At 71.5% G+C, this 20,377-nt stretch carries 21 protein-coding genes and 1 tRNA gene; 11 read left to right on the forward strand and 11 right to left on the reverse strand.

What is annotated here, in order from left to right:
- Positions 1-27 precede the first annotated feature (27 nt).
- Positions 28-585 carry a hypothetical protein gene (locus IF29_RS0127975; protein ID WP_030260541.1) on the forward strand — a complete coding sequence of 186 codons (558 nt, stop codon included), beginning with the start codon at positions 28-30 and terminating at the stop codon, positions 583-585.
- Between the two features lie 69 nt (positions 586-654).
- On the opposite strand, the gene IF29_RS0127980 is transcribed toward IF29_RS0127975, so the two are convergent.
- From IF29_RS0127980 to hppD, 3 genes are all read right to left on the reverse strand, one after another.
- Positions 655-2,019, reverse strand: coding sequence for an FAD-binding oxidoreductase (locus IF29_RS0127980; protein ID WP_030260543.1), 1,365 nt, complete (start codon positions 2,017-2,019; stop codon positions 655-657).
- A 35-nt stretch (positions 2,020-2,054) separates the two neighbouring features.
- On the reverse strand, positions 2,055-3,443 hold the full coding sequence (locus IF29_RS0127985) for a M1 family metallopeptidase (RefSeq protein WP_030260546.1): 1,389 nt from the start codon (positions 3,441-3,443) through the stop codon (positions 2,055-2,057).
- A gap of 82 nt (positions 3,444-3,525) precedes the next feature.
- Positions 3,526-4,662, reverse strand: coding sequence for a 4-hydroxyphenylpyruvate dioxygenase (gene hppD / locus IF29_RS0127990; RefSeq protein WP_051726107.1), 1,137 nt, complete (start codon positions 4,660-4,662; stop codon positions 3,526-3,528).
- 148 nt (positions 4,663-4,810) lie between these two features.
- Here hppD and IF29_RS0127995 point away from each other — a divergent pair, with 148 nt between their 5' ends.
- From IF29_RS0127995 to IF29_RS43925, 6 genes are all read left to right on the forward strand, one after another.
- On the forward strand, positions 4,811-5,290 hold the full coding sequence (locus tag IF29_RS0127995; RefSeq protein ID WP_030260551.1) for an Lrp/AsnC family transcriptional regulator: 480 nt from the start codon (positions 4,811-4,813) through the stop codon (positions 5,288-5,290).
- Positions 5,291-5,322: 32 nt separating this feature from the next.
- The gene (locus IF29_RS0128000; RefSeq protein ID WP_030260553.1) at positions 5,323-5,970 is read left to right on the forward strand and encodes an ABC transporter permease; all 648 of its coding nucleotides are present in this window, start codon (positions 5,323-5,325) and stop codon (positions 5,968-5,970) included.
- 43 nt (positions 5,971-6,013) lie between these two features.
- Entirely contained in the window at positions 6,014-7,288 is a 1,275-nt protein-coding gene (locus IF29_RS0128005) for a betaine/proline/choline family ABC transporter ATP-binding protein (protein ID WP_030260555.1), read from the forward strand.
- The gene (locus IF29_RS0128010) at positions 7,285-8,031 is read left to right on the forward strand and encodes an ABC transporter permease (RefSeq protein ID WP_051726108.1); all 747 of its coding nucleotides are present in this window, start codon (positions 7,285-7,287) and stop codon (positions 8,029-8,031) included. Before IF29_RS0128005 ends, IF29_RS0128010 begins: the two co-directional genes overlap by 4 nt.
- On the forward strand, positions 8,028-9,005 hold the full coding sequence (locus IF29_RS0128015) for a glycine betaine ABC transporter substrate-binding protein (protein WP_037596933.1): 978 nt from the start codon (positions 8,028-8,030) through the stop codon (positions 9,003-9,005). The genes IF29_RS0128010 and IF29_RS0128015 overlap by 4 nt, the downstream gene beginning before the upstream one ends.
- A gap of 114 nt (positions 9,006-9,119) precedes the next feature.
- On the forward strand, positions 9,120-9,647 hold the full coding sequence (locus IF29_RS43925; protein WP_051726109.1) for a YbhB/YbcL family Raf kinase inhibitor-like protein: 528 nt from the start codon (positions 9,120-9,122) through the stop codon (positions 9,645-9,647).
- A 28-nt stretch (positions 9,648-9,675) separates the two neighbouring features.
- On the opposite strand, the gene IF29_RS0128025 is transcribed toward IF29_RS43925, so the two are convergent.
- Both IF29_RS0128025 and IF29_RS0128030 read right to left on the reverse strand, forming a co-directional pair.
- Positions 9,676-10,497, reverse strand: coding sequence for a S16 family serine protease (locus IF29_RS0128025; protein WP_037596977.1), 822 nt, complete (start codon positions 10,495-10,497; stop codon positions 9,676-9,678).
- Positions 10,498-10,647: 150 nt separating this feature from the next.
- Positions 10,648-11,298, reverse strand: coding sequence for an IclR family transcriptional regulator (locus tag IF29_RS0128030; protein WP_030260563.1), 651 nt, complete (start codon positions 11,296-11,298; stop codon positions 10,648-10,650).
- Between the two features lie 400 nt (positions 11,299-11,698).
- On the opposite strand from IF29_RS0128030, the gene IF29_RS0128035 reads away from it, so the two are divergent.
- Complete coding sequence (locus IF29_RS0128035) at positions 11,699-12,526, forward strand: DUF3152 domain-containing protein (RefSeq protein ID WP_051726110.1); 828 nt, start codon at positions 11,699-11,701, stop codon at positions 12,524-12,526.
- Between the two features lie 31 nt (positions 12,527-12,557).
- On the opposite strand, the gene IF29_RS0128040 is transcribed toward IF29_RS0128035, so the two are convergent.
- Together IF29_RS0128040 and IF29_RS0128045 are read right to left on the reverse strand one after the other, a co-directional pair.
- On the reverse strand, positions 12,558-14,342 hold the full coding sequence (locus IF29_RS0128040; RefSeq protein WP_084715087.1) for a DEAD/DEAH box helicase: 1,785 nt from the start codon (positions 14,340-14,342) through the stop codon (positions 12,558-12,560).
- A gap of 120 nt (positions 14,343-14,462) precedes the next feature.
- Positions 14,463-15,875, reverse strand: a complete 1,413-nt coding sequence (locus IF29_RS0128045) for an MFS transporter (RefSeq protein WP_084715089.1) — start codon at positions 15,873-15,875, stop codon at positions 14,463-14,465.
- 291 nt (positions 15,876-16,166) lie between these two features.
- Here IF29_RS0128045 and IF29_RS0128050 point away from each other — a divergent pair.
- A tRNA-Cys gene (locus IF29_RS0128050) sits at positions 16,167-16,241 on the forward strand.
- Between the two features lie 75 nt (positions 16,242-16,316).
- On the opposite strand, the gene IF29_RS0128055 is transcribed toward IF29_RS0128050, so the two are convergent.
- Genes IF29_RS0128055 through IF29_RS0128070 form a run of 4 tightly spaced genes read right to left on the reverse strand, consistent with a single transcriptional unit; the run spans position 16,317 to position 19,400 of the window.
- Entirely contained in the window at positions 16,317-16,517 is a 201-nt protein-coding gene (locus tag IF29_RS0128055) for a ferredoxin (RefSeq protein WP_030260570.1), read from the reverse strand.
- Positions 16,514-17,779, reverse strand: coding sequence for an NADH-ubiquinone oxidoreductase-F iron-sulfur binding region domain-containing protein (locus IF29_RS0128060; protein ID WP_037596936.1), 1,266 nt, complete (start codon positions 17,777-17,779; stop codon positions 16,514-16,516). Before IF29_RS0128060 ends, IF29_RS0128055 begins: the two co-directional genes overlap by 4 nt.
- Positions 17,780-17,784: 5 nt before the next feature.
- Positions 17,785-18,444: a ferric reductase-like transmembrane domain-containing protein gene (locus IF29_RS0128065; protein WP_063757625.1), complete on the reverse strand. Its 660-nt coding sequence runs from the start codon at positions 18,442-18,444 to the stop codon at positions 17,785-17,787.
- Positions 18,441-19,400, reverse strand: coding sequence for an FAD:protein FMN transferase (locus IF29_RS0128070; protein ID WP_030260575.1), 960 nt, complete (start codon positions 19,398-19,400; stop codon positions 18,441-18,443). The genes IF29_RS0128065 and IF29_RS0128070 overlap by 4 nt, the downstream gene beginning before the upstream one ends.
- Positions 19,401-19,415: 15 nt before the next feature.
- Here IF29_RS0128070 and IF29_RS0128075 point away from each other — a divergent pair, with 15 nt between their 5' ends.
- Both IF29_RS0128075 and IF29_RS0128080 read left to right on the forward strand, forming a co-directional pair.
- Positions 19,416-19,835 carry a hypothetical protein gene (locus tag IF29_RS0128075; RefSeq protein WP_030260577.1) on the forward strand — a complete coding sequence of 140 codons (420 nt, stop codon included), beginning with the start codon at positions 19,416-19,418 and terminating at the stop codon, positions 19,833-19,835.
- 207 nt (positions 19,836-20,042) lie between these two features.
- Complete coding sequence (locus tag IF29_RS0128080; RefSeq protein ID WP_030260579.1) at positions 20,043-20,375, forward strand: Pepco domain-containing protein; 333 nt, start codon at positions 20,043-20,045, stop codon at positions 20,373-20,375.
- Positions 20,376-20,377: the final 2 nt, after the last annotated feature.

Below are 20,377 nucleotides of genomic sequence, written 5' to 3' on the forward strand. Positions count from 1 at the left end.
TTCGGGTTAACCGCCATACTGATGCCCGTGCGCAGAGGACTGGTACGGGCAGCGGCATGGACCGGAGCGACCGCAGCGGCGGTGTCCGTGTCCTGGTTCGGCGTGCACCGGGTGCTGCGCGACGGCACCTACGAGCAGCCCAGCGCACTGGTGGCGGTGGCCGACCCCTCCAGCGCCTCGCCCACTCCCCCGCCGCTGCCGACCTCCATCGGCTCGGCGGTGACCATCCCGTCCCCGAGCCCGTCCGCGACGCCGTCCGCCGGGCCGAGCCGCTCCGCGACGCGGTCGCACACCCCGACGGCCTCCGCATCCCCCTCGGCCAGCCCCTCGCCGAGCCCCTCCGCGAGCGCCGCCGGCACCATCCAGACCTTCACCCGCCCCGGCGGCCGCATCGTCATCGACATGGGCACCACCTCGGCCAGCATCGTCTCGGTCACCCCCGACCCCGGCTGGTCCTGGCACCAGTGGGTCACCGACACCTGGCTCCGCGTCGACTTCCAGCAGGACGGCGGCGCCGGCACCGACTCCATCTTCTACGTCACCTGGAACGGCCACCCCCCACTGGTCCAAACCGGCTCCAGCTGAGCCCCGAAAGGGGCGCGGGGCTGTGTCTTTTACTGCGCGCGCGCCCAGCCCACCACCAGCGTGCACCGCTCAGAAAACCTTCCCCGGGTTCAACAACCCCAACGGATCGAACGCCGCCTTGATCCGCCGCTGCAGAGCAACTCCCACCGGCCCGATCTCCCGCGCAAGCCACTCCCGCTTGAGCAGCCCCACCCCGTGCTCCCCGGTGATCGTCCCGCCCAGCTCCAGCCCCAGCGCCATGATCGCGTCGAACGACTCCCGCGCCCGCGCGGTCTCCTCCGGGTCGGACGCGTCGAAGACCACCACCGGGTGCGTGTTCCCGTCGCCCGCGTGGGCGACCACCCCGATGGTGAGGTCGAACTGCTCGGCGATCGCGGCCACCCCGTCGATCATCGCGGCCAGCTCCGACCTGGGTACCGCCACGTCGTCGACCATGGTGGTGCCCAGGGTGTCCATCGCGGTCAGCGACAGCCTGCGGGCCTGGAGCAGCAGCTCCGACTCCGCGCTGTCGGCCGCCGGGACGACCTCGGTCGCGCCGTACGCCGTACAGATCTCCCCGGCGGCGGCGAGGTCGGCGACCGGGTCGAGGGTGTCGAAGGCGATCAGCAGCAGCGCCGCGGTGGAGTCCGGCAGGCCCATCTGGGCCAGGGAGTTGACGGCCCGTACCGAGACCGTGTCCATCAGTTCCATCAGCGAGGGGGTGAAGCCGGCCTCCATCACCGCGCAGACCGCCGCACACGCGGCGGCTGTGCTGGGGAACTCGGCGGCGAGCGCCAGCTGCGGGGGCGGGCTGGGCCGCAGCGCCAGGGTGGCGCCGACGACGATGCCCAGGCTGCCCTCGGAGCCGACCAGCAGCCGGGTGAGGTCGTACCCGGCGACGCCCTTGGCGGTGCGGCGCCCGGTCCGCAGCAGTTCGCCGTCGGCCAGCACCACGTCCAGGCCCAGCACGTACTCGCTGGTGGTGCCGTACTTGACGCAGCACAGGCCGCCCGAAGCGGTGCCGATGTTGCCGCCGATGGTGCAGCTCTCCCAGCTGGACGGGTCCGGCGGGTAGGTCAGCCCGTGCACCCCCACCGCCTGCGACAGCGCCGCGTTGACGACGCCGGGCTCGACCACCGCGATCCGGTTCACCGGGTCGATCTCCAGGATCCGGTTCATCCGCACCAGGGACAGCAGGATGCAGCCGTCCACCGCGTTGGCCGCGCCGGAGAGCCCGGTGCGCGCCCCCTGCGGGACCACCGGGACCCGCAGCGCGGTCGCGGTCCGCATCACATGCCTGACCTGGTCGACCGTGTCCGGGAACACCAGCACCGCCGGGTTCCCGCTGGCGCAGAACCCCGCCATGTCCTGGCGGTAGGCGGCGGTCACCTCGGGGTCGGTGACGACCGCCGCTTCCGGCAGTCCCTCCCTGAGCAGGTCGACCAGGTCACTCATGGCTGTGTTCTCCCAGCTGGGTGCACGATTACCGATTACAGCGTCGCGGGCTTGCCCTGCCCATACAGCCAGGTCGCGAACAGCGAGTCCAGCTTCCTGCCGGAGATCTTCTCGCTGAGCTCAATGAACTGCGCGGTGTCGCCGTGGCCGTAGCGGCGGTCGCCGGCCCAGCTCCGCAGGATGGTGAAGAAGGCCCTGTCGCCGACGCGCTCGCGGAGCTTCTCCAGCACCATCGCGCCGCGCTCGTAGGGCGGCGTGCCGAAGATGTTGGCGGCCTCGCCCGGGTCGCCGGCCGGGAAGGCCCAGAGGTCGTTGCCGGCCGGCAGGGCGTAGTCGGTGGCGAGCCGCTGGGCGGTGCTCGGGCCGCCGTGCTGGGCGTCCCAGAGCCATTCGGCGTAGGTGGCGAAGCCCTCGTTCAGCCAGATGTCCTTCCAGCGGTCCAGGCTGACCGAGTCGCCGAACCACTGGTGCGCGGTCTCGTGGACCAGGGTGTCGATGTCGGGCGCCCGGTCGTAGACCGGCCTGGTCTGGGTCTCCAGGGCGTAGCCCACGCCGTGGGCGTGCTCGACGATGGCGCCGGCCGCGTCGAAGGGGTACGGCCCGAACAGCTTGCTCTCCCAGGCGATGACGGCCGGGATTTGGGCCAGCACCGGGGCCGCCGCCTTGGCCTCGGCGGGGTCGACGGCGTTGTAGACGGGGAGGCCGGAGGCGGTCCGGTAGCTCTGCACCTGGAACCTCCCGATGCTGGCGGTGGCCAGGTAAGCGGCCATCGGGCTGGTCTCGCGCCAGTCGAAGGTGGTGCGGCCGTGGCTGCTGCGCCGGTTCTGCAGGCGGCCGTTGGAGACGGCGGTCCAGCCGTCCGGGACGGTGACCGAGACCTGGTAGGTCGATTTGTCGAGGGGGTGGCTGTTGCTGGGGAACCAGGTCATGGCGCCCTGCGGCTCGCTCGCGACGAACACGGAGCCGTCCTTCTGCACGATCCAGCCGTCGGCCGAGCCGTCCGGGTCGGTGACGTCCTTCGGCACCCCCGCATACGTGATCGTGGTCGTGAAGGTGCGGCCCTTGGGCAGCGCGTGCGCCGGCGTGACCTTGAGCTTCACTCCGCTGCGGCTGAAGGCCACCGACCGCCCGTCGATCCGGACGCTGCTGACGGTCAGTCCGGAGAGGTCCAGGTCGAAGGAGCTCAGGTTCTGGGTGGCCCTGGAGGTGAGCACCGCCGTCGCGTCCAGGTGCCGGGACGCCGGTGTGTATCCGAGGCCGATCCGGTAGTGGACGACGTGGTAGCCGCCGTCCCCGGACTGCGGGAAGTAGGGATCCCCGGCGGTGGGGGCGCCGGGCGTGGCGCCGCCCCCCTGGGAGGCACCTGCCAGGAGGGCGGCGAGCACGGGAGTCGCGGCGAGGGCGAGGAGGCGGCGAGCGATCATCTGTGCAGCCTAGAACTGATGATCTGTCATCGCCCGCAGGTTCACCTGAATGACCCTCTGAACGGCCGCGCCTGAAGGGACGTCACAGATTGCCGCGGCGCTCCTGCTCCCGCTCGATCGCCTCGAACAGCGCCTTGAAGTTGCCCTTGCCGAAGCCCATCGAGCCATGGCGCTCGATCAGCTCGAAGAAGACCGTCGGCCGGTCCTGCACCGGCTTGGTGAAGATCTGCAGCAGGTAGCCGTCCTCGTCCCGGTCGGCCAGGATCTTCAGCTCGCGCAGCTGCGCCAGCGGCACCCGGGTCTCGCCGACCCACTCGCCCAGGGTGTCGTAGTAGGAGTCCGGGGTGTCCAGGAACTCCACCCCGGCCAGGCGCATGGCCCGTACCGTCGCCACGATGTCGTTGGTCGCCAGGGCCAGGTGCTGGACGCCGGGGCCGCCGTAGAACTCCAGGTACTCGTCGATCTGCGACTTCTTCTTGGCCGCGGCCGGCTCGTTCAGCGGGAACTTCACCTTGCGGCTGCCGTCCGCGACCACCTTGGACATCAGCGCGGAGTACTCGGTGGCGATGTCGTCGCCGACGAACTCCTTCATATTGGTGAAGCCCATGACCCGGTTGTAGAAGGACACCCACTCGTCCATCCGCCCCAGCTCCACATTGCCCACGCAGTGGTCCACCGCCTGGAACCAGCGCCCTTCGGGGGACACCCCCGAACCCCCGCTTCGCGCCGGCGGCTCCACCAGCGGTCCGCGCCCCAAGAAGCCGGGCAGGTAGGGGCCGTCGTAGCCGCTGCGGTCGACCAGGGTGTGCCGGGTCTCGCCGTAGGTGGCGATGGCGGCCAGCACCACCGTGCCGTGGTCGTCCTTGAGCTCGTACGGCTCCGCCAGGCTGGTCGCGCCGTGGCCGACGGCATAGGCGTGGGCCGCGTAGACGTCGGGGACCTCGATGGCCAGGTCGACCACGCCGTCCCCGTGCGCGGCGACGTGCTGGGCCAGGAAGACCCCGCGCTCGGTGGCCGCCTTCACCACCGAGGTGAAGACGAAACGGGCCGAGCCCGACTCCAGCACGTACGAGGCGGTCTCCCGCTCGCCGGTCTCCGGCCCCTGGTAGGCGACCAGCCGCATGCCGAAGGCCGTGGAGTAGTAGTGCGCGGCCTGCTTGGCGTTGCCGACCGCGAAGACGATCGCGTCCATGCCCTTCACGGGAAACTCGTCAGTCATGGCGTCCTCCAGCTGTGGGGTGCGGATGCCGGTACCGTCTCGCCCCGGTGGGGACTGCGCAACCGTCCCGCGAAACACTGAACACGCTGTACAGCTGGGCCAGCTATACCCCATTCTCTGTGTACATTCTGCCCACCTGGAGCCACCCATGCCCACCGCACCCGGAATCGACCCGCTGGACGCCGCGCTGCTGGCGCTGCTCGCCGAGGAGCCCCGGCCCGGGGTGCTGGAGTGCTCGCGCCGGCTCGGGGTCGCGCGCGGCACCGTCCAGGCCCGACTCGATCGGCTGCGGGCCAACGGGGTGATCCGCAGCACGGCCCCGCAGCTGGACCCGGCCGCCCTCGGCTACCCGGTCACCGCCTTCGCCACCCTGGAGATCTCCCAAGGTCAGGGCGCCGATGTCCGGGCCCATCTGGCCTCCGTGCCGGAGGTGCTGGAACTGCACACCATCACCGGCCAGGGCGACATGCTCTGCCGCATCGTGGCCCGCTCCAACGCCGATCTCCAGCGGGTGATCGACCGGGTTGTGGGGTTTGATGGCATTGTCCGGGCTTCCACCGCGATTGCCCTGGAGAATCCGGTTCCGTTCCGCGTGCTTCCACTGGTGGAACAGGCCGCCGGGGACTGACGACACGGCAGAGAGACGGGAGGGAGGGCCGAGTGAACTTCTGGGACTACGTCAGCAGCCGCCAGGACCAGCTGATCTCGGACACCTTCCAGCACGCCAGCGCGGTGTTCCAGTGCATGGTCGTCGCCGTGGTCCTCGGGGTCGGCATCGGCGCGCTGACCTACCGCAGCGACCGGGCCGGCCGGATCGCCACACTGGCCACCGGCACCATCCTCACCATCCCCTCCTACGCCCTGCTCGGCCTGCTGATCCCGGTGCTGGGCCTCGGCGTGCCGCCGACCGTCACCGCCCTGGTGCTCTACGCGCTGCTGCCGATCGTGCGCAACTCGGTGGTCGGGCTGCGCGGGGTGGACCCGGCGCTGGTGGACGCCGCGCGCGGGATCGGGATGACCGGGCTGGCCCGGCTGGTCCGGGTGGAACTGCCGATCGCCTGGCCCACCATCCTCACCGGCATCCGGGTCTCCACCCAGATGAGCATGGGCATCCTGGCCATCGCCGCCTACGCCTCGGGCCCGGGGCTCGGCAACGAGATCTTCAGCGGGATCGCCAGCCTCGGCAGCGCCAACGCACTCAACGAGGTGGTCGCCGGAACGGTGGGCATCGTCCTGCTCGCGTTCATCTTCGACGCCGCCCTGGTGCTGCTGGGGCGCCTGACCGTATCGGCGGGTATCCGTGCCTGACGCCTCGTCACGCCCTTCGACAAACGAGCGCGCGGCCGCCCCCGTGGTCACCAATGACGCGCCGATCACCGGGGCGACCATCGAGCTGGAGAACCTGACCAAGCGCTACCCGGGCAACCCCAACCCCTCGGTGGACTCGGTCAGCATGGAGATCGGCGCCGGCGAGACGGTGATCCTGGTCGGCCCGTCCGGCTGCGGCAAGAGCACCACCCTGCGCATGATCAACCGGCTGATCGAGCCCAGCTCCGGACGGATCAGGATCAACGGCGAGGACGTCACCGACATCGACCCGGTGAAGCTGCGCCGCCGGATCGGCTACGCCATCCAGTCCTCCGGACTGTTCCCGCACCTCACCGTCGCCGAGAACATCGCCCAGGTGCCGCGGATGATTGGCTGGGGCAAGCAGCGGATCAAGGACCGGGTCGAGGAGATGCTGGACCTGGTCGGTCTGGACCCCCGGGAGTTCCACGACCGCTACCCGCGCCGGCTCTCCGGCGGCCAGCAGCAGCGCGTCGGCGTGGCCCGCGCCCTGGCCGCCGACCCGCCGGTGCTGCTGATGGACGAGCCCTTCGGCGCGGTGGACCCGATCACCAGGGACCACCTCCAGGACGAGCTGATCCGGCTCCAGCACGAACTGCACAAGACCATCGTCTTCGTCACCCATGACTTCGACGAGGCCATCAAGCTGGGCGACCGCATCGCGGTGCTGCGCGAGCAGTCCCACATCGCCCAGTTCGACACCCCCGAGGCGATCCTCACCAACCCCGCCGACGACTTCGTCTCCGGATTCGTCGGCGCCGGCGCGGCGCTCAAACGGCTCAACCTCACCCGGGTGCGCGACGTCGGCATCGTCGACTTCCCCGCCGTGACCGTGGACGAGCCGCTGCAGGACCTGTTCGACCGGTTCCGCAGCGGCGGCTCCAACGAGATCCTGCTGCTGGACCGCAGATCCCGGCCCTACAAGTGGCTGCGCCGCGGCGACCTGATGCGGGCCCGGGGCTCGCTGGCCCGGGCCGGCGCACTGGTCAGCCACACCGTCAGCGCGGACGCCACGCTGCGCGACGCGCTGGAGGCGGTCCTCACCGACAACGGCGGCCGGGTCGCGATCACCGGACGGCGCGGCGAGTACGTCGGCGTGGTCGACATGGAGACCCTGCTGAACTCGGTCCACGAGCTGCTGGAGGCGGACCGGCTCACCGCCCTGGAGCACCGCGAGGAGCTGGCCGAGCTCCAGGAGTCGCAGCAGCACCAGCGGTCCGCCCTGGAGGGCGGGCCCGGGGGCGGTGCGGCCGACGGAGCGGGGGGTGAGCACCCGTGAAGTGGGACCGGATCACCAAGGGCAAGCTGCTGGTCACCCCGCTGGTGCTGCTCGCGCTGCTGCTGGCGCTGTACCTGTGGATCACCAACGTCAGCCTGGACTCCATCGAGAAGAACTCGCTCAACGGCGGCCAGGTCCGGCTCTACCTCTGGCAGCAGATCGAACTGACCGCGATCTCCACCTTCTTCGTGCTGGTCATCGCGCTGCCGCTGGGCATCCTGCTGAGCCGCGGGTTCGCCCGCCCGGCCGCCCCGGTGGCCATCGCACTGGCCAACCTCGGCCAGGCCACCCCCGCCATCGGCCTGCTGGCGCTGCTCACCTTCTGGCTGGGCATCGGCCAGCGCACCGCCCTGATCGGCATGGTCGCCTACGCGGTGCTGCCGGTGCTCAGCAACACCATGGCCGGACTGCGGGCCATCGACCCCACCCTGCTGGACGCCGCCCGGGGCATCGGGATGTCCCCGGTGGGGGTGCTCGGCCGGGTGGAGCTGCCGCTGGCGGTGCCGCTGATCCTGGCCGGGGTCCGCACCGCGCTGATCCTCAACGTCGGCACCGGCACCCTGGCCGCCTTCGCCGGCGGCGGCGGTCTGGGCAATCTGATCACCGCCGGGATCACCACCCAGCGCACCCGGGTGCTGATCGTCGGCGCGGTGCTGACGGTCTGTCTGGCCCTGCTGGTGGACTGGCTCGCCTCGCTCGCCGAGCTCCAGCTCAGCCCGCGCGGCCTGGAGGTGCACCAGTGAGGCCCCGCACCCTGGCCCTCCCGCTCGCGCTGCTGCTCCCCTTCGCCCTCTCCGGCTGCGGCCTGCACAGCGGCACCGAGATCCCCGAGGACCTGGTGCCGGGGTCGCTGGGCCAGGGCCAGCCGCTCAAGGGCGTCAACCTGACCATCGCGTCCAAGAACTTCACCGAGAACGTCATCCTCGCCGAGATGATCGGGCTGGTCTGGACGGCCGCCGGGGCCCATGTGATCGACAAGACCAACATCTCCGGCTCCATCGGAGCCCGGCAGGCCATCGTCTCCGGCACCGCTGACGCCATGTACGAGTACACCGGCACCGGGTGGATCACCTACCTCGGCAACACCGAGCCGATCACCGACCCGCAGAAGCAGTGGCAGGCGGTCCACGACGCGGACCTGAAGAACGGCGTCACCTGGCTGCCCCAGTCCCGGCTCAACGACACCTACGCACTGGGCGGCAACGCGACCAACATCGCCAAGTACCACCTGAAGACGCTGTCCGACGTCGCCGCCCTGTCCCACTCCAACCCCTCGGCGGTGACGCTCTGCGTCGACAACGAGTTCGCCGTCCGCGACGACGGCCTCACCGGCATGGAGAAGGCGTACGGCATGAGCATCCCCAAGTCCAACATCAGGACGATGGACGCCGGGATCGTCTACACCACCCTGTCCGCCGGCAGCGCCTGCCTGCTCGGCGACGTCTACAGCACCGACGGCCGGATCCCGGCGCTGGGGCTGAAGGTGCTCGACGACGACAAGCACTTCTTCCCCAACTACAACGCGGCCCCGGTGCTGCCCACCAGGACGGTGCAGAGGTACCCGCAGATCCCGGCGCTGCTGAACCCGCTCTCGGCGAAGCTGGACAACACCGTCGCCCAGAGCCTCAACGGCAAGGTGGACGTGGACGGCCAGGACCCGCGGGCGGTGGCCCGGCAGTGGCTGATCGACCAGGGCTTCGTGAAGCCCAAGAGCTGATCCTCCCTCAACCCTTGATCGATCATTGGTCCGTACCTATGGTCTTCACAGCAAGGCCACTGGTCCATACCTGTCGGATCGCATCATCGGATCGCATCACTGGGGGAATCCGCCGTGCACCGCACCACCGTCCGCACCGCCGCGCTCGTCGCACCGCTGCTGGCCCTGGCCGGCTGCGGCAGCAGTTCCGCCCCGGCCCAGAGCTCCACCCCGGCGGCGATCACCCTGACCAGCAGCGCCTTCGCCGACTCGCAGACCATCCCGACCCAGTACACCTGCTCGGGCACCGGCACCATCCCGCCGCTGAGCTGGACCGGCGTCCCCAAGGACACCGCCTGGCTGGCCCTCTACATGGAGGACACCAGCGCCGCCGACCTGACGCACTGGTACACCGTCGAGATACCCGCGGGCACCACCGGGGTCACCGAGGGGCAGCAGCCGCAGGGGCACATCGTCACCACGTACCTGCCGCCGTGCCCTGAGGGCGGCACCGAGGACGACTACGTCTTCACGGTCTACGCCCTGCCGAAGGGCTACTCCCCCACGAAGATCGGCAAGGTCATCGCCTTCGACCCGACCGGACTGCACGCCCACGCCATCGGCGAGGGCACGCTGACCGGCACCTTCTACCGCAAGCCCTGAGCCGCGTCTGACCGTTCGGTCCGGCCGGTCAGCAGGACGGGACGGTGCCGGTCCCCTGCTGCAGCGCCTTCAGCGCGTTGACCGCCTGGCCCAGGGTGTCCACCGGGACCAGCCGCAGACCGGCCGGGGTGTTCGCCCGCGCGTCCGAGCACTCGGAGCTGGGCACCAGGAACACCGTGGCGCCGTCCCTGGCCGCCGCCTTGGTCTTCAGCGCCACCCCGCCGACCTCGGAGACCTTGCCCGCGCCGTCGATCGCCCCGGTACCGGCGATGTTCGCGCCGTTGGTCAGGTCACCGGCCGCACCCGCCTTGCCGGTGCCGTTGCCGTCGAGCAGGTCGACGATCCCCAGGGTGAACATCAGCCCGGCGCTGGGACCGCCCACGCTGGCGAGGTTGATGGTCACCTTCACCTTGGCCGCGTCCAGGTGCAGGTAGCTCAGCGCGGCCGTGGTGGCGTCCGACTGCGACTCGGTCATCTCCTGCTGGTTGGTCGCATTGACCTGCTGCACGTTCTGGCCGGCCGGATACACCGCGTCGTGCGGCACGACCGCCTCGCGCGGGTTCGGCCAGGCCCGGACCGCCTGCAGCAGGCTGACCGAGTCCTGCGGCGCGGTCGCCTCGATCGTGGTCATCCGCAGCGCACCGCTGGTCTGCCGAACCGTCGCACCGGTGATGGTGATCACCTGCTGCGGCTGCTGCCCGTCCGACGCCTTCTCCGGGTAGCTCCCCAGCGTGTTGGCGGTGATCCCGGGATACATGATCGTGAACGGCAACGGCGCGAACGCCGCCACCCCGAGCAGCGCCACCACCACAGCGGCGCACACCGTCAGGACGACGGAACGACGGGACATCGACGAAGGCAGAGTGAACAGCACACCGCGCATCAAAACACACCGCCGTCGCCGACCCCTCATCGGCTCGCGGAGCGAGCCGTCAGGGGCGCGGGGAACTGCGCGGCCAACCCTCCACCGACGTAGGGCCGTCCACAGACCCCAACCACCTCACCGGAGCGCTTCCGCCACGTCCGCCGCCGCCTCCACCACCCGGGGACCGACCCGCTCCGGCACCATCCCCCCGAGCATCACCACCCCGACACACCCCTCGATCCCGCTCAACCCCAGCAACGCCGCCGCCGCCCCGCAGGCCCCGGACCGCTCCTCGGCCCCGGTCGCGACGAACGGCGGCTCCGGCCGGGCCCCGTACGGCAGCGCCCGCGCAGCGAGGATCGCCCGGCCCGCGGCGTTCTCGTCCAGCTGGTGCCGCAGCCCGGTCCGGTAGGCCACGTGGAAGTCGGTCCAGCTCGGCTCCACCACCGCGACCACCAGCGCGTCGTTCCCGTCCACCAGCGTCAGGTGCGCCGTCGCGCCGAGGTCCTCGGCCAGGCTCCGCAGCGCCGGCAGCGCGGCCTCGCGCAGCAGCGGGTGCACCCGGTGGGCGAGCCGCAGCACGCCGAGGCCGACCCGGGCCCGGCCGCCGATGTCCCGGCGGACCAGACCGTGCTGCTCCAGGGTCGCCAGCAGCCGGTAGACCACGGTGCGGTTGACCCCGAGGCGCCCGGCGAGCTCGGTGACGGTGAGGCCCCGCTCGGAGTCGGCGAGGAGTTTGAGGACCTGGACACCCCGGTCCAGGGTCTGTGAAGTCTCGGCGGTCACCGCCTGTGCTCCTCTTCCGCCGGATGTGTGGTGAGGGTGGACGCTAGTGAGCCGATACCGCCCAGCGGAAGGGGTTGTCCAGAATTCGGTCAGGATTCATCGCTGAGCGAGGAACCGATCGGGGCAAGGCGGGGCAACCGGACATCTCGCCTTACCGAACCGTGACCGAATCCATTTTGCTGTCAGGGACTTCAGGAACGTGTGCAACCATCCGCGTGACCCAGATGTATTCGCTGGTGCACCTCGGTTCCCTTCCCGCACAGAGAGTTCCTGACCCATGTCCCCTGGCTCCCGTCGCGCGTCAGCCCGCTCCGCTCCCCCGAGCGGCGGGCGCAGACGCGCGTCCGGGCGGGGGCGGCGCAGACCGAGACGGAGCTCCGCGCCCAAGGCCCTGGGCGCGATGGCACTGGTGGCGGTGCTCGGGGTCGGCGGCTACCTGCTGAACGGCTCGGGCAACACCAGGGCCACCGCCGCCGAGTCGAACCCGTCGACCCCGTCGGCCGCGGGCAGCGGCGGCGCTTCGACGGCGGGCAGCAGCTCCCCCGGCGCCCCCCGCTCGGCGGCCTCGCCCTCGGCCTCGAAGTCCACCCCGGCTTCGACCTCGGCGTCAGCCTCCACGGCCGCCCTGCTGCCGACCAGCTGGCCCTCCTCGGGCCCGGGGACCTACACCTACGCGACCGGCACCACCAAGCGCTACGGGACGGGCACCCTCAAGCGCTACAAGGTCGCCGTGGAGAACGGCCTGGGGATCAGCGCCGCGCTGTTCGCCTCCGAGGTGGACGCCGTCCTGGACAACACCAAGCAGGGCTGGAGCGCCGGCGGCCTGTGGTCGTTCCAGCGGGTGGACTCCGGCCCGGTGGCCTTCACCATCTACCTGGCCTCGCCGGAGACCACCGACCGCCGCTGCCAGACCTTCGGCATCACCACCATCTTCGAAGTGCTGAAGGGCGGGGTGAACTGCAGCAACAGCGGCAACCAGGTGGCCGAGAACGTGGCCCGCTGGATCGACCTGACCCCTGCCTACAAGGGGCAGGCCGACCTCTACCACGCACTGGCGATCAACCACGAGGTCGGCCACTCGCTCGGCCACAACCACGTCACCTGCGCCGGCGTCGGGGATCCGGCGCCGGTGATGATGCAGCAGCTCAAGGGGATGAAGGGCTGCGTCGACAACGGCTGGCCCTACAGCGCCTCGGGCACCTACATCACCGGCCCGGCGGCGCCCTGACCGGACACCCCGGCCGGCCGCCGACCGGCCGTCAGGTGATCTTCGTGGCCCACTCCTGGATCTTCTTGATCCTCGCCTGCAGCTGACCCGCCGTCGCCTGCGCGGTGAGCGGCCCGCCGCAGACCCGCCGCAGCTCGTTGTGGATGGTGCCGTGCGGCTGGCCGGTGCGGTGGTGCCAGGCGCCGACCAGCCCGTTCAGCTCCTTGCGCAGCTCCTGCAGCTGCTTGTGGGTGACCACCGGACGCTTCTCGGCCGGCAGCTCGATCAGGTCGGCCTCCTCGGCCGGCTTGGCCTTGCTGCGCTGGATCTGCCGGGTCTGCCGCTTCTGCAGCAGTATCTGCACCTGGTCCGGTTCCAGCAGGCCGGGGATGCCGAGGTACTCCTCTTCCTCCTCCGAGCCGGCGTGCGCCTGCATGCCGAACTCATGGCCGTCGTAGAGCACCCGGTCGAAGACCGCATCGGACTCCAGCGCCTCCCAGGGCAGCTCGTCCATGCCGCCGTCGGCCTCGTCCTTGGTCTTCTCGGCCTCGGCGAGCAGCGCGTCCTCCTCGTCGAAGAGGCCGTCCTCCTTGCTCTTCTTCCGGTCCAGGACGTGGTCGCGCTGCAGTTCCATCTCGTTGGCGAAGGTCAGCAGGGTCGGCACCGAGGGCAGGAAGACCGAGGCCGTCTCGCCGCGCTTCCTGGCCCGGACGAAGCGGCCCACCGCCTGGGCGAAGAACAGCGGTGTGGAGATCGAGGTGGCGTAGACGCCGACGGCCAGGCGCGGCACGTCCACGCCCTCGGACACCATCCGCACCGCGACCATCCAGCGCTGGGTGCCCTCGGAGAAGTCGGAGATCCGCTGGGAGGCCTCGGCCTCGTCGGACAGCACCAGGGTGACCTTCTCCCCGGTGATCTCCCTGATCATCTTGGCGTAGGCGCGGGCCACGTTCTGGTCGGTGGCGATCACCAGCCCGCCGGCGTCCGGGATCCCCTTGCGCACCTCGGTCAGCCGCTTGTCGGCCGCCCGCAGCACATTGGGCATCCACTCGCCCTGCGGCGCCAGTGCGGTCCGCCAGGCCTGGGCGATGGCGTCCTTGGTCATCGGCTCGCCGAGCCGCGCCGCGACCTCGTCCCCGGCCTTGGTGCGCCAGCGCATGTTGCCGCTGTAGGAGAGGAAGATCACCGGCCGGACCACATGGTCGTCCAGCGCGTGGCCGTAGCCGTAGGTGTAGTCGGCGACGCTCTTGCGGACCCCGTCGTTGCCGGCCTCGTAGCTGACGAAGGGGATCGGGTTGGTGTCGGAGCGGAACGGCGTCCCGGTCAGCGCGAGCCGCCGGGTCGCCGGCTCGAAGGCCTCGGCGCAGGCCTCGCCCCAGGACTTGGAGTCGCCGGCGTGGTGGATCTCGTCCAGGATCACCAGGGTCTTGCGCTGCTCGACCCGGTTGCGGTGCAGCATCGGGTTGACGCCCACGCCGGCGTAGGTGATGACGATGCCCTGGTAGTCGGGCGACAGCCGGCCGCTGCTGTAGGTCGGATCCAGCCGGATCCCTATCCGCGCCGCCGCCTCCGCCCACTGCTTCTTCAGGTGCTCGGTCGGCGCGACCACGGTGATCTGCTGCACCACGTGGTTGTGCAGCAGGTACGACGCCAGCGTCAGCGCGAAGGTGGTCTTCCCGGCGCCGGGCGTCGCCACGGCCAGGAAGTCACGCGGCTGCGCCTCGATGTAGCGCTCCATGGCGGCCTGCTGCCAGGCGCGCAGCTTCCCCGCGGTACCCCAGGGGGCCCGGCCGGGGAAGGCAGGGGACAGGTGGTGGGAGGCGGTTGCAGTACTCACGGTCTCCGGCAGGGTCGGCGGCAGGATGCACTTCGGCTGGACGAGCTTCGGCTGGACGTACTTCGAGGGTCTTCGGACAACCCGCCTACCCTACCGGGGCGATGTGTCGTACCCGCGTCTTCAGCCGTGCCGTTTCGCGGTGCGTCCGCTCACCACCGCTCCGACCAGCGCAATCGCCGCCATCACGGCGAAGATGGCGGCGAAACCGCCCTTGGTCCCGGTGCCCACCACCGAGAAGAGCACGCCGGCGAAGCCGACCAGGAGCACGTTCCCGAGCGCGTCGCTGACCTGGAGCGAGGCGGAGTTCTCACCGGTGTCGTCGGGGTCCGAGAGGCCCAGCATCAGCACCCCGACGCTGGCGATGGTCAGTCCCATGCCCATGCCGCCGACCGCCCAGGCGAACGCGACGGCGTACGGCGGGACGGCCGGGACCAGGGCGAGCCCGGCGCCGGCGATGGCCGCGGCCGACATCAGGAAGCCGGTGCGGATCAGCAGCCCGCGGTGCCGGTCGGCCCAGGAGCGGCCCTGGACCCAGGAGCCGAGCGCCCAGCTCAGCCCGCCGCTGGTGAGCGAGAGCCCGGCCAGGGTCGGCGACAGGCCGCGCTGGGTGACCAGCATCAGCGGGATGAAGGACTCGGCGGCGAAGAAGGTGCCGGCCGCGAGGCCGCGCAGCAGGATCACCGTGGGCAGGCCGCGCGCGGCGCGGAAGGTCCCGTGCGGCAGCAGCCTGCGGACGGCGGGGACGAGCAGCAGCAGCCCGGCCGCCGCCGGGATCAGCGCGTAGCCGTCCAGCAGCTGCCCCGCGTACTGGAGCAGCCCCGCGCCGACGGCCAGGGCCAGGGCGAACAGCAGCCGGCCGCGGTTCAGCGCCCAGCTGCGCCCTGAGCCGTCGCCGGCCTGCAGCCGGCGCAGCTGAGGGAGCATCAGCGAGACCGGCAGCAGCACCAGCACCGGGATGGACAGGAACACCCAGCGCCAGCCCAGGTGCTGGGTGACCGTCCCGGAGACCACCGGGCCGACGATCGAGGGGAGCACCCAGGCCGCCGAGAAGGCCGCGAAGACGGAGGGCCGCAGCCGCTCCGGGTAGGCCCGGCCGACGACCACGTACAGGGCCACGATCACCAGCCCGCCGCCCAGCCCCTGCACGGCCCGGCCGGCGACGAAGACGCCCATGTCCTGCGCGGTGCCCGCGACCAGCAGACCGGCGCCGAAGGCGGCGATGCCGGCGCTGAGCGGTCCCAGCGGTCCGCGCTTGTCGCACCACTCCCCCGAGACCACCATGGCGAGCAGGCTGGCGGTGAAGAAGCCGGAGAAGGCGAAGGCGTAGAGCCCGAGCCCGTGCAGGGCCCGGGCGGCGACCGGCATCGCGGTGTTCACGGCCGTCGCCTCGAAGGCCACGAGCAGCACGGTGGACACGATGCCGAAGGTCAGCGCCCGGTACGGACCGCTCAGCACGGTCTCCTGGGCGGGCTCGGCTCCGGTCGCGGCGGGGTGGGTGGTGTGGGTGGTCACTGAAGCGAGTGTAAGGGTCATCTGCTGGGTTGACCCCTGTCGTGCGACCTAGTGCCACTGGTCCTTCCGCCCTAGGTCCGCATTCTTTTCCGAGAATCTGTTGACTGACACGGGGGTGAATACCGTAGAGTCAAATGCATCGAGCAGCACCGGAATAGCGACCCGAAGGAGGACCGATGAACACCAGCAGCATGGTTCGCATCGGCACCTGTCGCACCCGGAGCCGCTGTACGGCGTGTTGTTGTCCCGCCGTCAGCTGAAGCAGAGTCTGCTGAAGTACTGTCTGCCCGATCTCTGCGTCACCCCTGTCACGGCCGTGTGCCCGAGTGGTTGAGGGGACCGCCTGCAAAGCGGTTTACGCCGGTTCGAATCCGGTCATGGCCTCCAGTCCTTCCGTGGGATTTCCTCCCATTGCGTTTTTATTGCCGTGCGTGAATTCATGACGCATTCACGCACGGATTCTCACTGCAGTTTCAGGGCCAGTACCGGGCAGTCGGCGGCGGCCCGCTTGGCGCGGCGGACGGCTTCGGGTGGGAGCGGGGTGCCCTCGACCAGGGGGTAGCCCCACTCGTCCAGGGTGATCCGCTCCGGGAGCAGTTCCGCGCACAGGCCGTGGGCGGTGCAGGCGGTCCAGTCGACGGCGAGTCGCAGGTCGGTGTTCATCGCAGGCCCTCCGGTGCGGGGTCGGACGGGACCGGCAGCAGCGGCGCCGGGTTGCTGCCGGTGCAGTAGCCGACCTGGTGGGCGGAGGCCTCGGCGGCGAAGACGGTGAGGGCGCTGCGCACCAGCCGCACCGTTCCGTCCGGGTGGTGGCACACGCCGCGGCCCTCGACCAGGCCGGACCAGCGGGCCAGGTCGTCGAGCAGCCGGGGCGAGCCGACGGCCCGCAGCGGCGAGGCCAGATCGGCGAAGGCCGCGGCGATCCGCGGCAGCCCGTTGAGGCAGGGGCCGCACTGTCCGGCCGACTCCAGCGCCAGGTAGCGCAGCACCCGGGCGGTCTCGACCAGCCCGCAGCGGTCGGCCGGCAGCGCCGCCAGCACGCCCGCGCCCAGCGGCACGCCCAGGTCGGCCGCAGCCAGGCGCCGGTCCAGCGCGGCCGCCGGCAGCCAGCTGCCGTGGTAGCCGCCCACCAGCACCGCCTGGACCGGCGACGGGAGCGGACCGAACAGCCGCCGCAGCGGAGTCCCGGTGGAGGCCTCGAAAACCCGGGGGGCCGTCCCGGCGGTGTGGACGGTGCACAGCATGGAGCCGGGCTCCGCCGCAGTGCCCGCGGTGCGGAACCAGCCGGGGCCGTAGCGGGAGACCAGTGCCAGCTGGGCCAGCGTCTCCACGTTCTGCACCAGGGTGGGCGCCCCGCCGACGCCGCGTTCGCGGGTCGGCGGCTGCGGGAAGCGGGGCAGACCGCTGCCGCCGGAGAGGTAGCCGGTGAGCGCGGAGGACTCGCCGGAGAGGAACCGGCGCGGCACCTCGGTCAGCTCAACCCGGTCGCCGCCGCGCTCGGCCAGTGCGGCGCGCAGCCCGGGCAGCAGGCCGCTGCCCTGCTCCACGGCCAGGTGCGCGGTCCGGGCGCCGATCGCCTCGGCGGCGGTCAGCAGCCCGTCCAGGACCAGGTGCGGGGCCAGCCGCAGCAGCGTCGCGTCCTTGTGGCTGGCGGGTTCGCCCTCGCAGCCGTTGGCCACGGCGACGGGGGTCCGTCCGCTGCGTCCGGCCGCCGCGGCGACGGCCTCCAGCTTGCGGTGCACCGGGAAGGCGGCACCGCCGCGCCCGGTCAGCCCGGCCTCGGCGAGCATCGCCGACAGCCCCTGCGTGCCGGCCCGGGGGCCGTACTGCGCAGTGTGGGCGGCCAGGTCCAGCGGGGTCCGCGGCAGCAGCCGGGGCAGGGCGTCGTGCAGGACGGCGCCGGCGGGCTGAGGGATGGTCGTCATGGCCGTCAGGCTCCCTTCCGGGTGTCGGCGTACTCGCGGGCCGGGGCGGCAGCCGCGGTGCGGTGCGCGGCGTCGACCGATTCGGAGCGCGCCAGCAGCGCGGCCGGGGTGTCCGGCGCCGAGGGCCGCAGCGCCACCCGGATCCGTACCGCGACGGCGGCCAGGACGGCGGCCACGCAGACCACGGTCAGCCACAGGGCCACGCCGGAGGCCATCCCACCGGTGCCGGAGCCCAGCGTGAGCCCGTGCACCACGGCCACCGGCCAGGACGCGTAGGCCAGCCAGTGCACCGCGCGCCAGACCCGGTGCCCGATCCTGGCCCGCAGCACGCTGGTGACGATCACGGCGAGCAGCAGGTCGAAGCCGACCGTGCCCAGGCCGAGCCAGAGCGGCTGGAAGTCGCTGACGAACGGCACCACGCTGTCGACCAGGCTGATGTTGACGTAGGAGTCGGCGACGGCGGTGACGATGTGGATCGCCAGGAACACCATCGCCAGCATGGAGAGGGTGCGGTGCAGGGTGACCGTGCCGAACCGGGGCAGGCCCGGGAGCCGACCCCTCATCTGCACCGTCACACCCAGCACGGTGACCGCGGAGAACAGCACCAGCGAGACCACGCCGGTGGCCTGTCCCGCGTACCAGAGCACGGGGGAGGACGAACTCATGCCGCCACCTCCTGCTGCACTTCCGCCTCGGCGGGCCAGTCGGCCACCGCGGTGACGGTGCCGTCGGCGGCGACCAGCCGGGCCGGGAGGCGGTGGTCGGCCAGCCACTGCGGGGCCGAGGTGCCGCGCACCATCGCGGCGGTGCTGGCGGTGTTGGCGTCCAGGCAGGTGCCGGCCGCGACGCTGACGGTGCGCCAGGGCGTCTCCGCCGGAAGGCCGGTGCGCGGGTCGACCAGGTGGTGCATCGGACGGCTGCCGCGCCGCCAGCGCCGGGCGCTGATGCCCGAGCTGGCCAGGCCGCCGTCGCGGATGGTGACCAGCGCGTGCGGGCCCTCGGCGGCCGCGTCGACGGGTCCGGTGGCGTCCTGGACCCGTATTCGCCAGCCGCCCTCGGGGGCGCTCCCGGCCACGGCGGTGTCGCCGCCCAGGCTGACCAGGACGCCGCAGCCGGCGTCGGCGGCGAGCCGGGCGGCGGCCCGGTCCGCGGCCCAGGCCTTGGCGGTGGCGCCGAGGTCGAGCTCCACGCCCGGGGGCATGGCGACGGTGCAGGCGTCCGGGTCCAGCACGACCTTGCGCCAGCCCGGCACCGGCCGAACCAGCAGCCGCACCGGCCGGCCGTCGCGTTCGACCAGCTGGAAGTCGCGGTCGTAGCCGATGGCAGCCATCGCCGAGCCGACGGTGGGGTCGACGTCGCCGTCGGTGAGCTCGGCCGCCCGGAGCGCGGCGGCCAGGGCCTCGGCGAGCAGCGGGACCACCGGGACCGGGTGCCCGTCGGCGTAGCCGGCCGCGGTGTTCAGGCCGACCAGGTGGGAGTCGTCGCGGAAGCGGCTGCAGGCGGCGTCGACCTCGTCGAGCCAGTGCGCCAGCGCGTCACGGCAGTCGTCCAGCCGGAGCGGGTCGGTGACCACCAGCCGGACGGCACAGCCGAGGGCGCGCCAGTCGGCGGCGGCGGTCATCAGGAGCCGCCCGAGGTGGAGTGGGAGCTGCTGCTGGAGCTCGAAGTGGTGCTGGAGCTCGCCGCGCTGGTCTTGCTCGCGGTCGGGCTGGAGCTGGGCGTGGACAACGCGCTCGTACCGGACGAGGTCGACGTCGAGGCTGCGGACGACGAGGACGACGCCGACGCAGTGGGGGTCGGCGTCGTGGTCGTCGTCGTGCTGGTGCTTGCGGTGCTCGTGCTCGCCGTGGTCGAACTGGCCGGCATCGACGCCATGAGCGCCAGCGTCCCCGCCACGCTCACCACCGCCACGCCGGCGCTCACCGCCGTGGTTCTGTTCGCCCCCTTGCGCGCGGCTTCGGGGGTACGACCTGCCTTCCGTGCCATCACGCTGCTCCCTTCGCTCGAATGGTGCGGACCTCGGTCCGTCGTCCACCACCCTGCGGCGGATTTGTGAGAGAGCTATGAGCTGCGCCTGAGCGTTCCGCCGTGATCGGCCCGTTATTTTCCTTGATACGCTGCGGCCGATGCGGACTGGTGCCGCATCGGGTCGGGAGCGGGTAATCAGGCGAAGCGACCACGGGCCGACCAGTCGCACGCGTAGGCTCGCATCACAGCGGAACATTGCTGCTCGTAGTGGCTTGGAATGAGCGCAGGGGAGCCCATGACCGACCCGACACAGCTGCCCGTGATCACCGTCGAGTTTGACGCCGAGGAGGGCGAGAAGTCCGTATTCTCGCGCACGCGGGCGGCTGTGACCCAGGTAACCCGCATCAGCTCCGACACACTGGCCCTGAGCGTAGCGCACCTGTGCCAGTACGTGGGCAAGGTGTTCGAACAGGCATCCACGGCGTCGGACGCCCTTGAGCTGACCGGGCTGGAGGTACAAGTACAGGTCACAGCCAAGGGTGAGGTCCGCCTCGTCGGGGCCACTTCCACAGAGATCAGCGGGGGCATGAAGCTGATCTTCCAGAAGAAGGTCGGGCCCTCGTCTTGAAC

Origin of the sequence: Streptacidiphilus jeojiense (assembly GCF_000719095.1) — a bacterium.
GTDB lineage: Bacteria > Actinomycetota > Actinomycetes > Streptomycetales > Streptomycetaceae > Streptacidiphilus > Streptacidiphilus jeojiensis.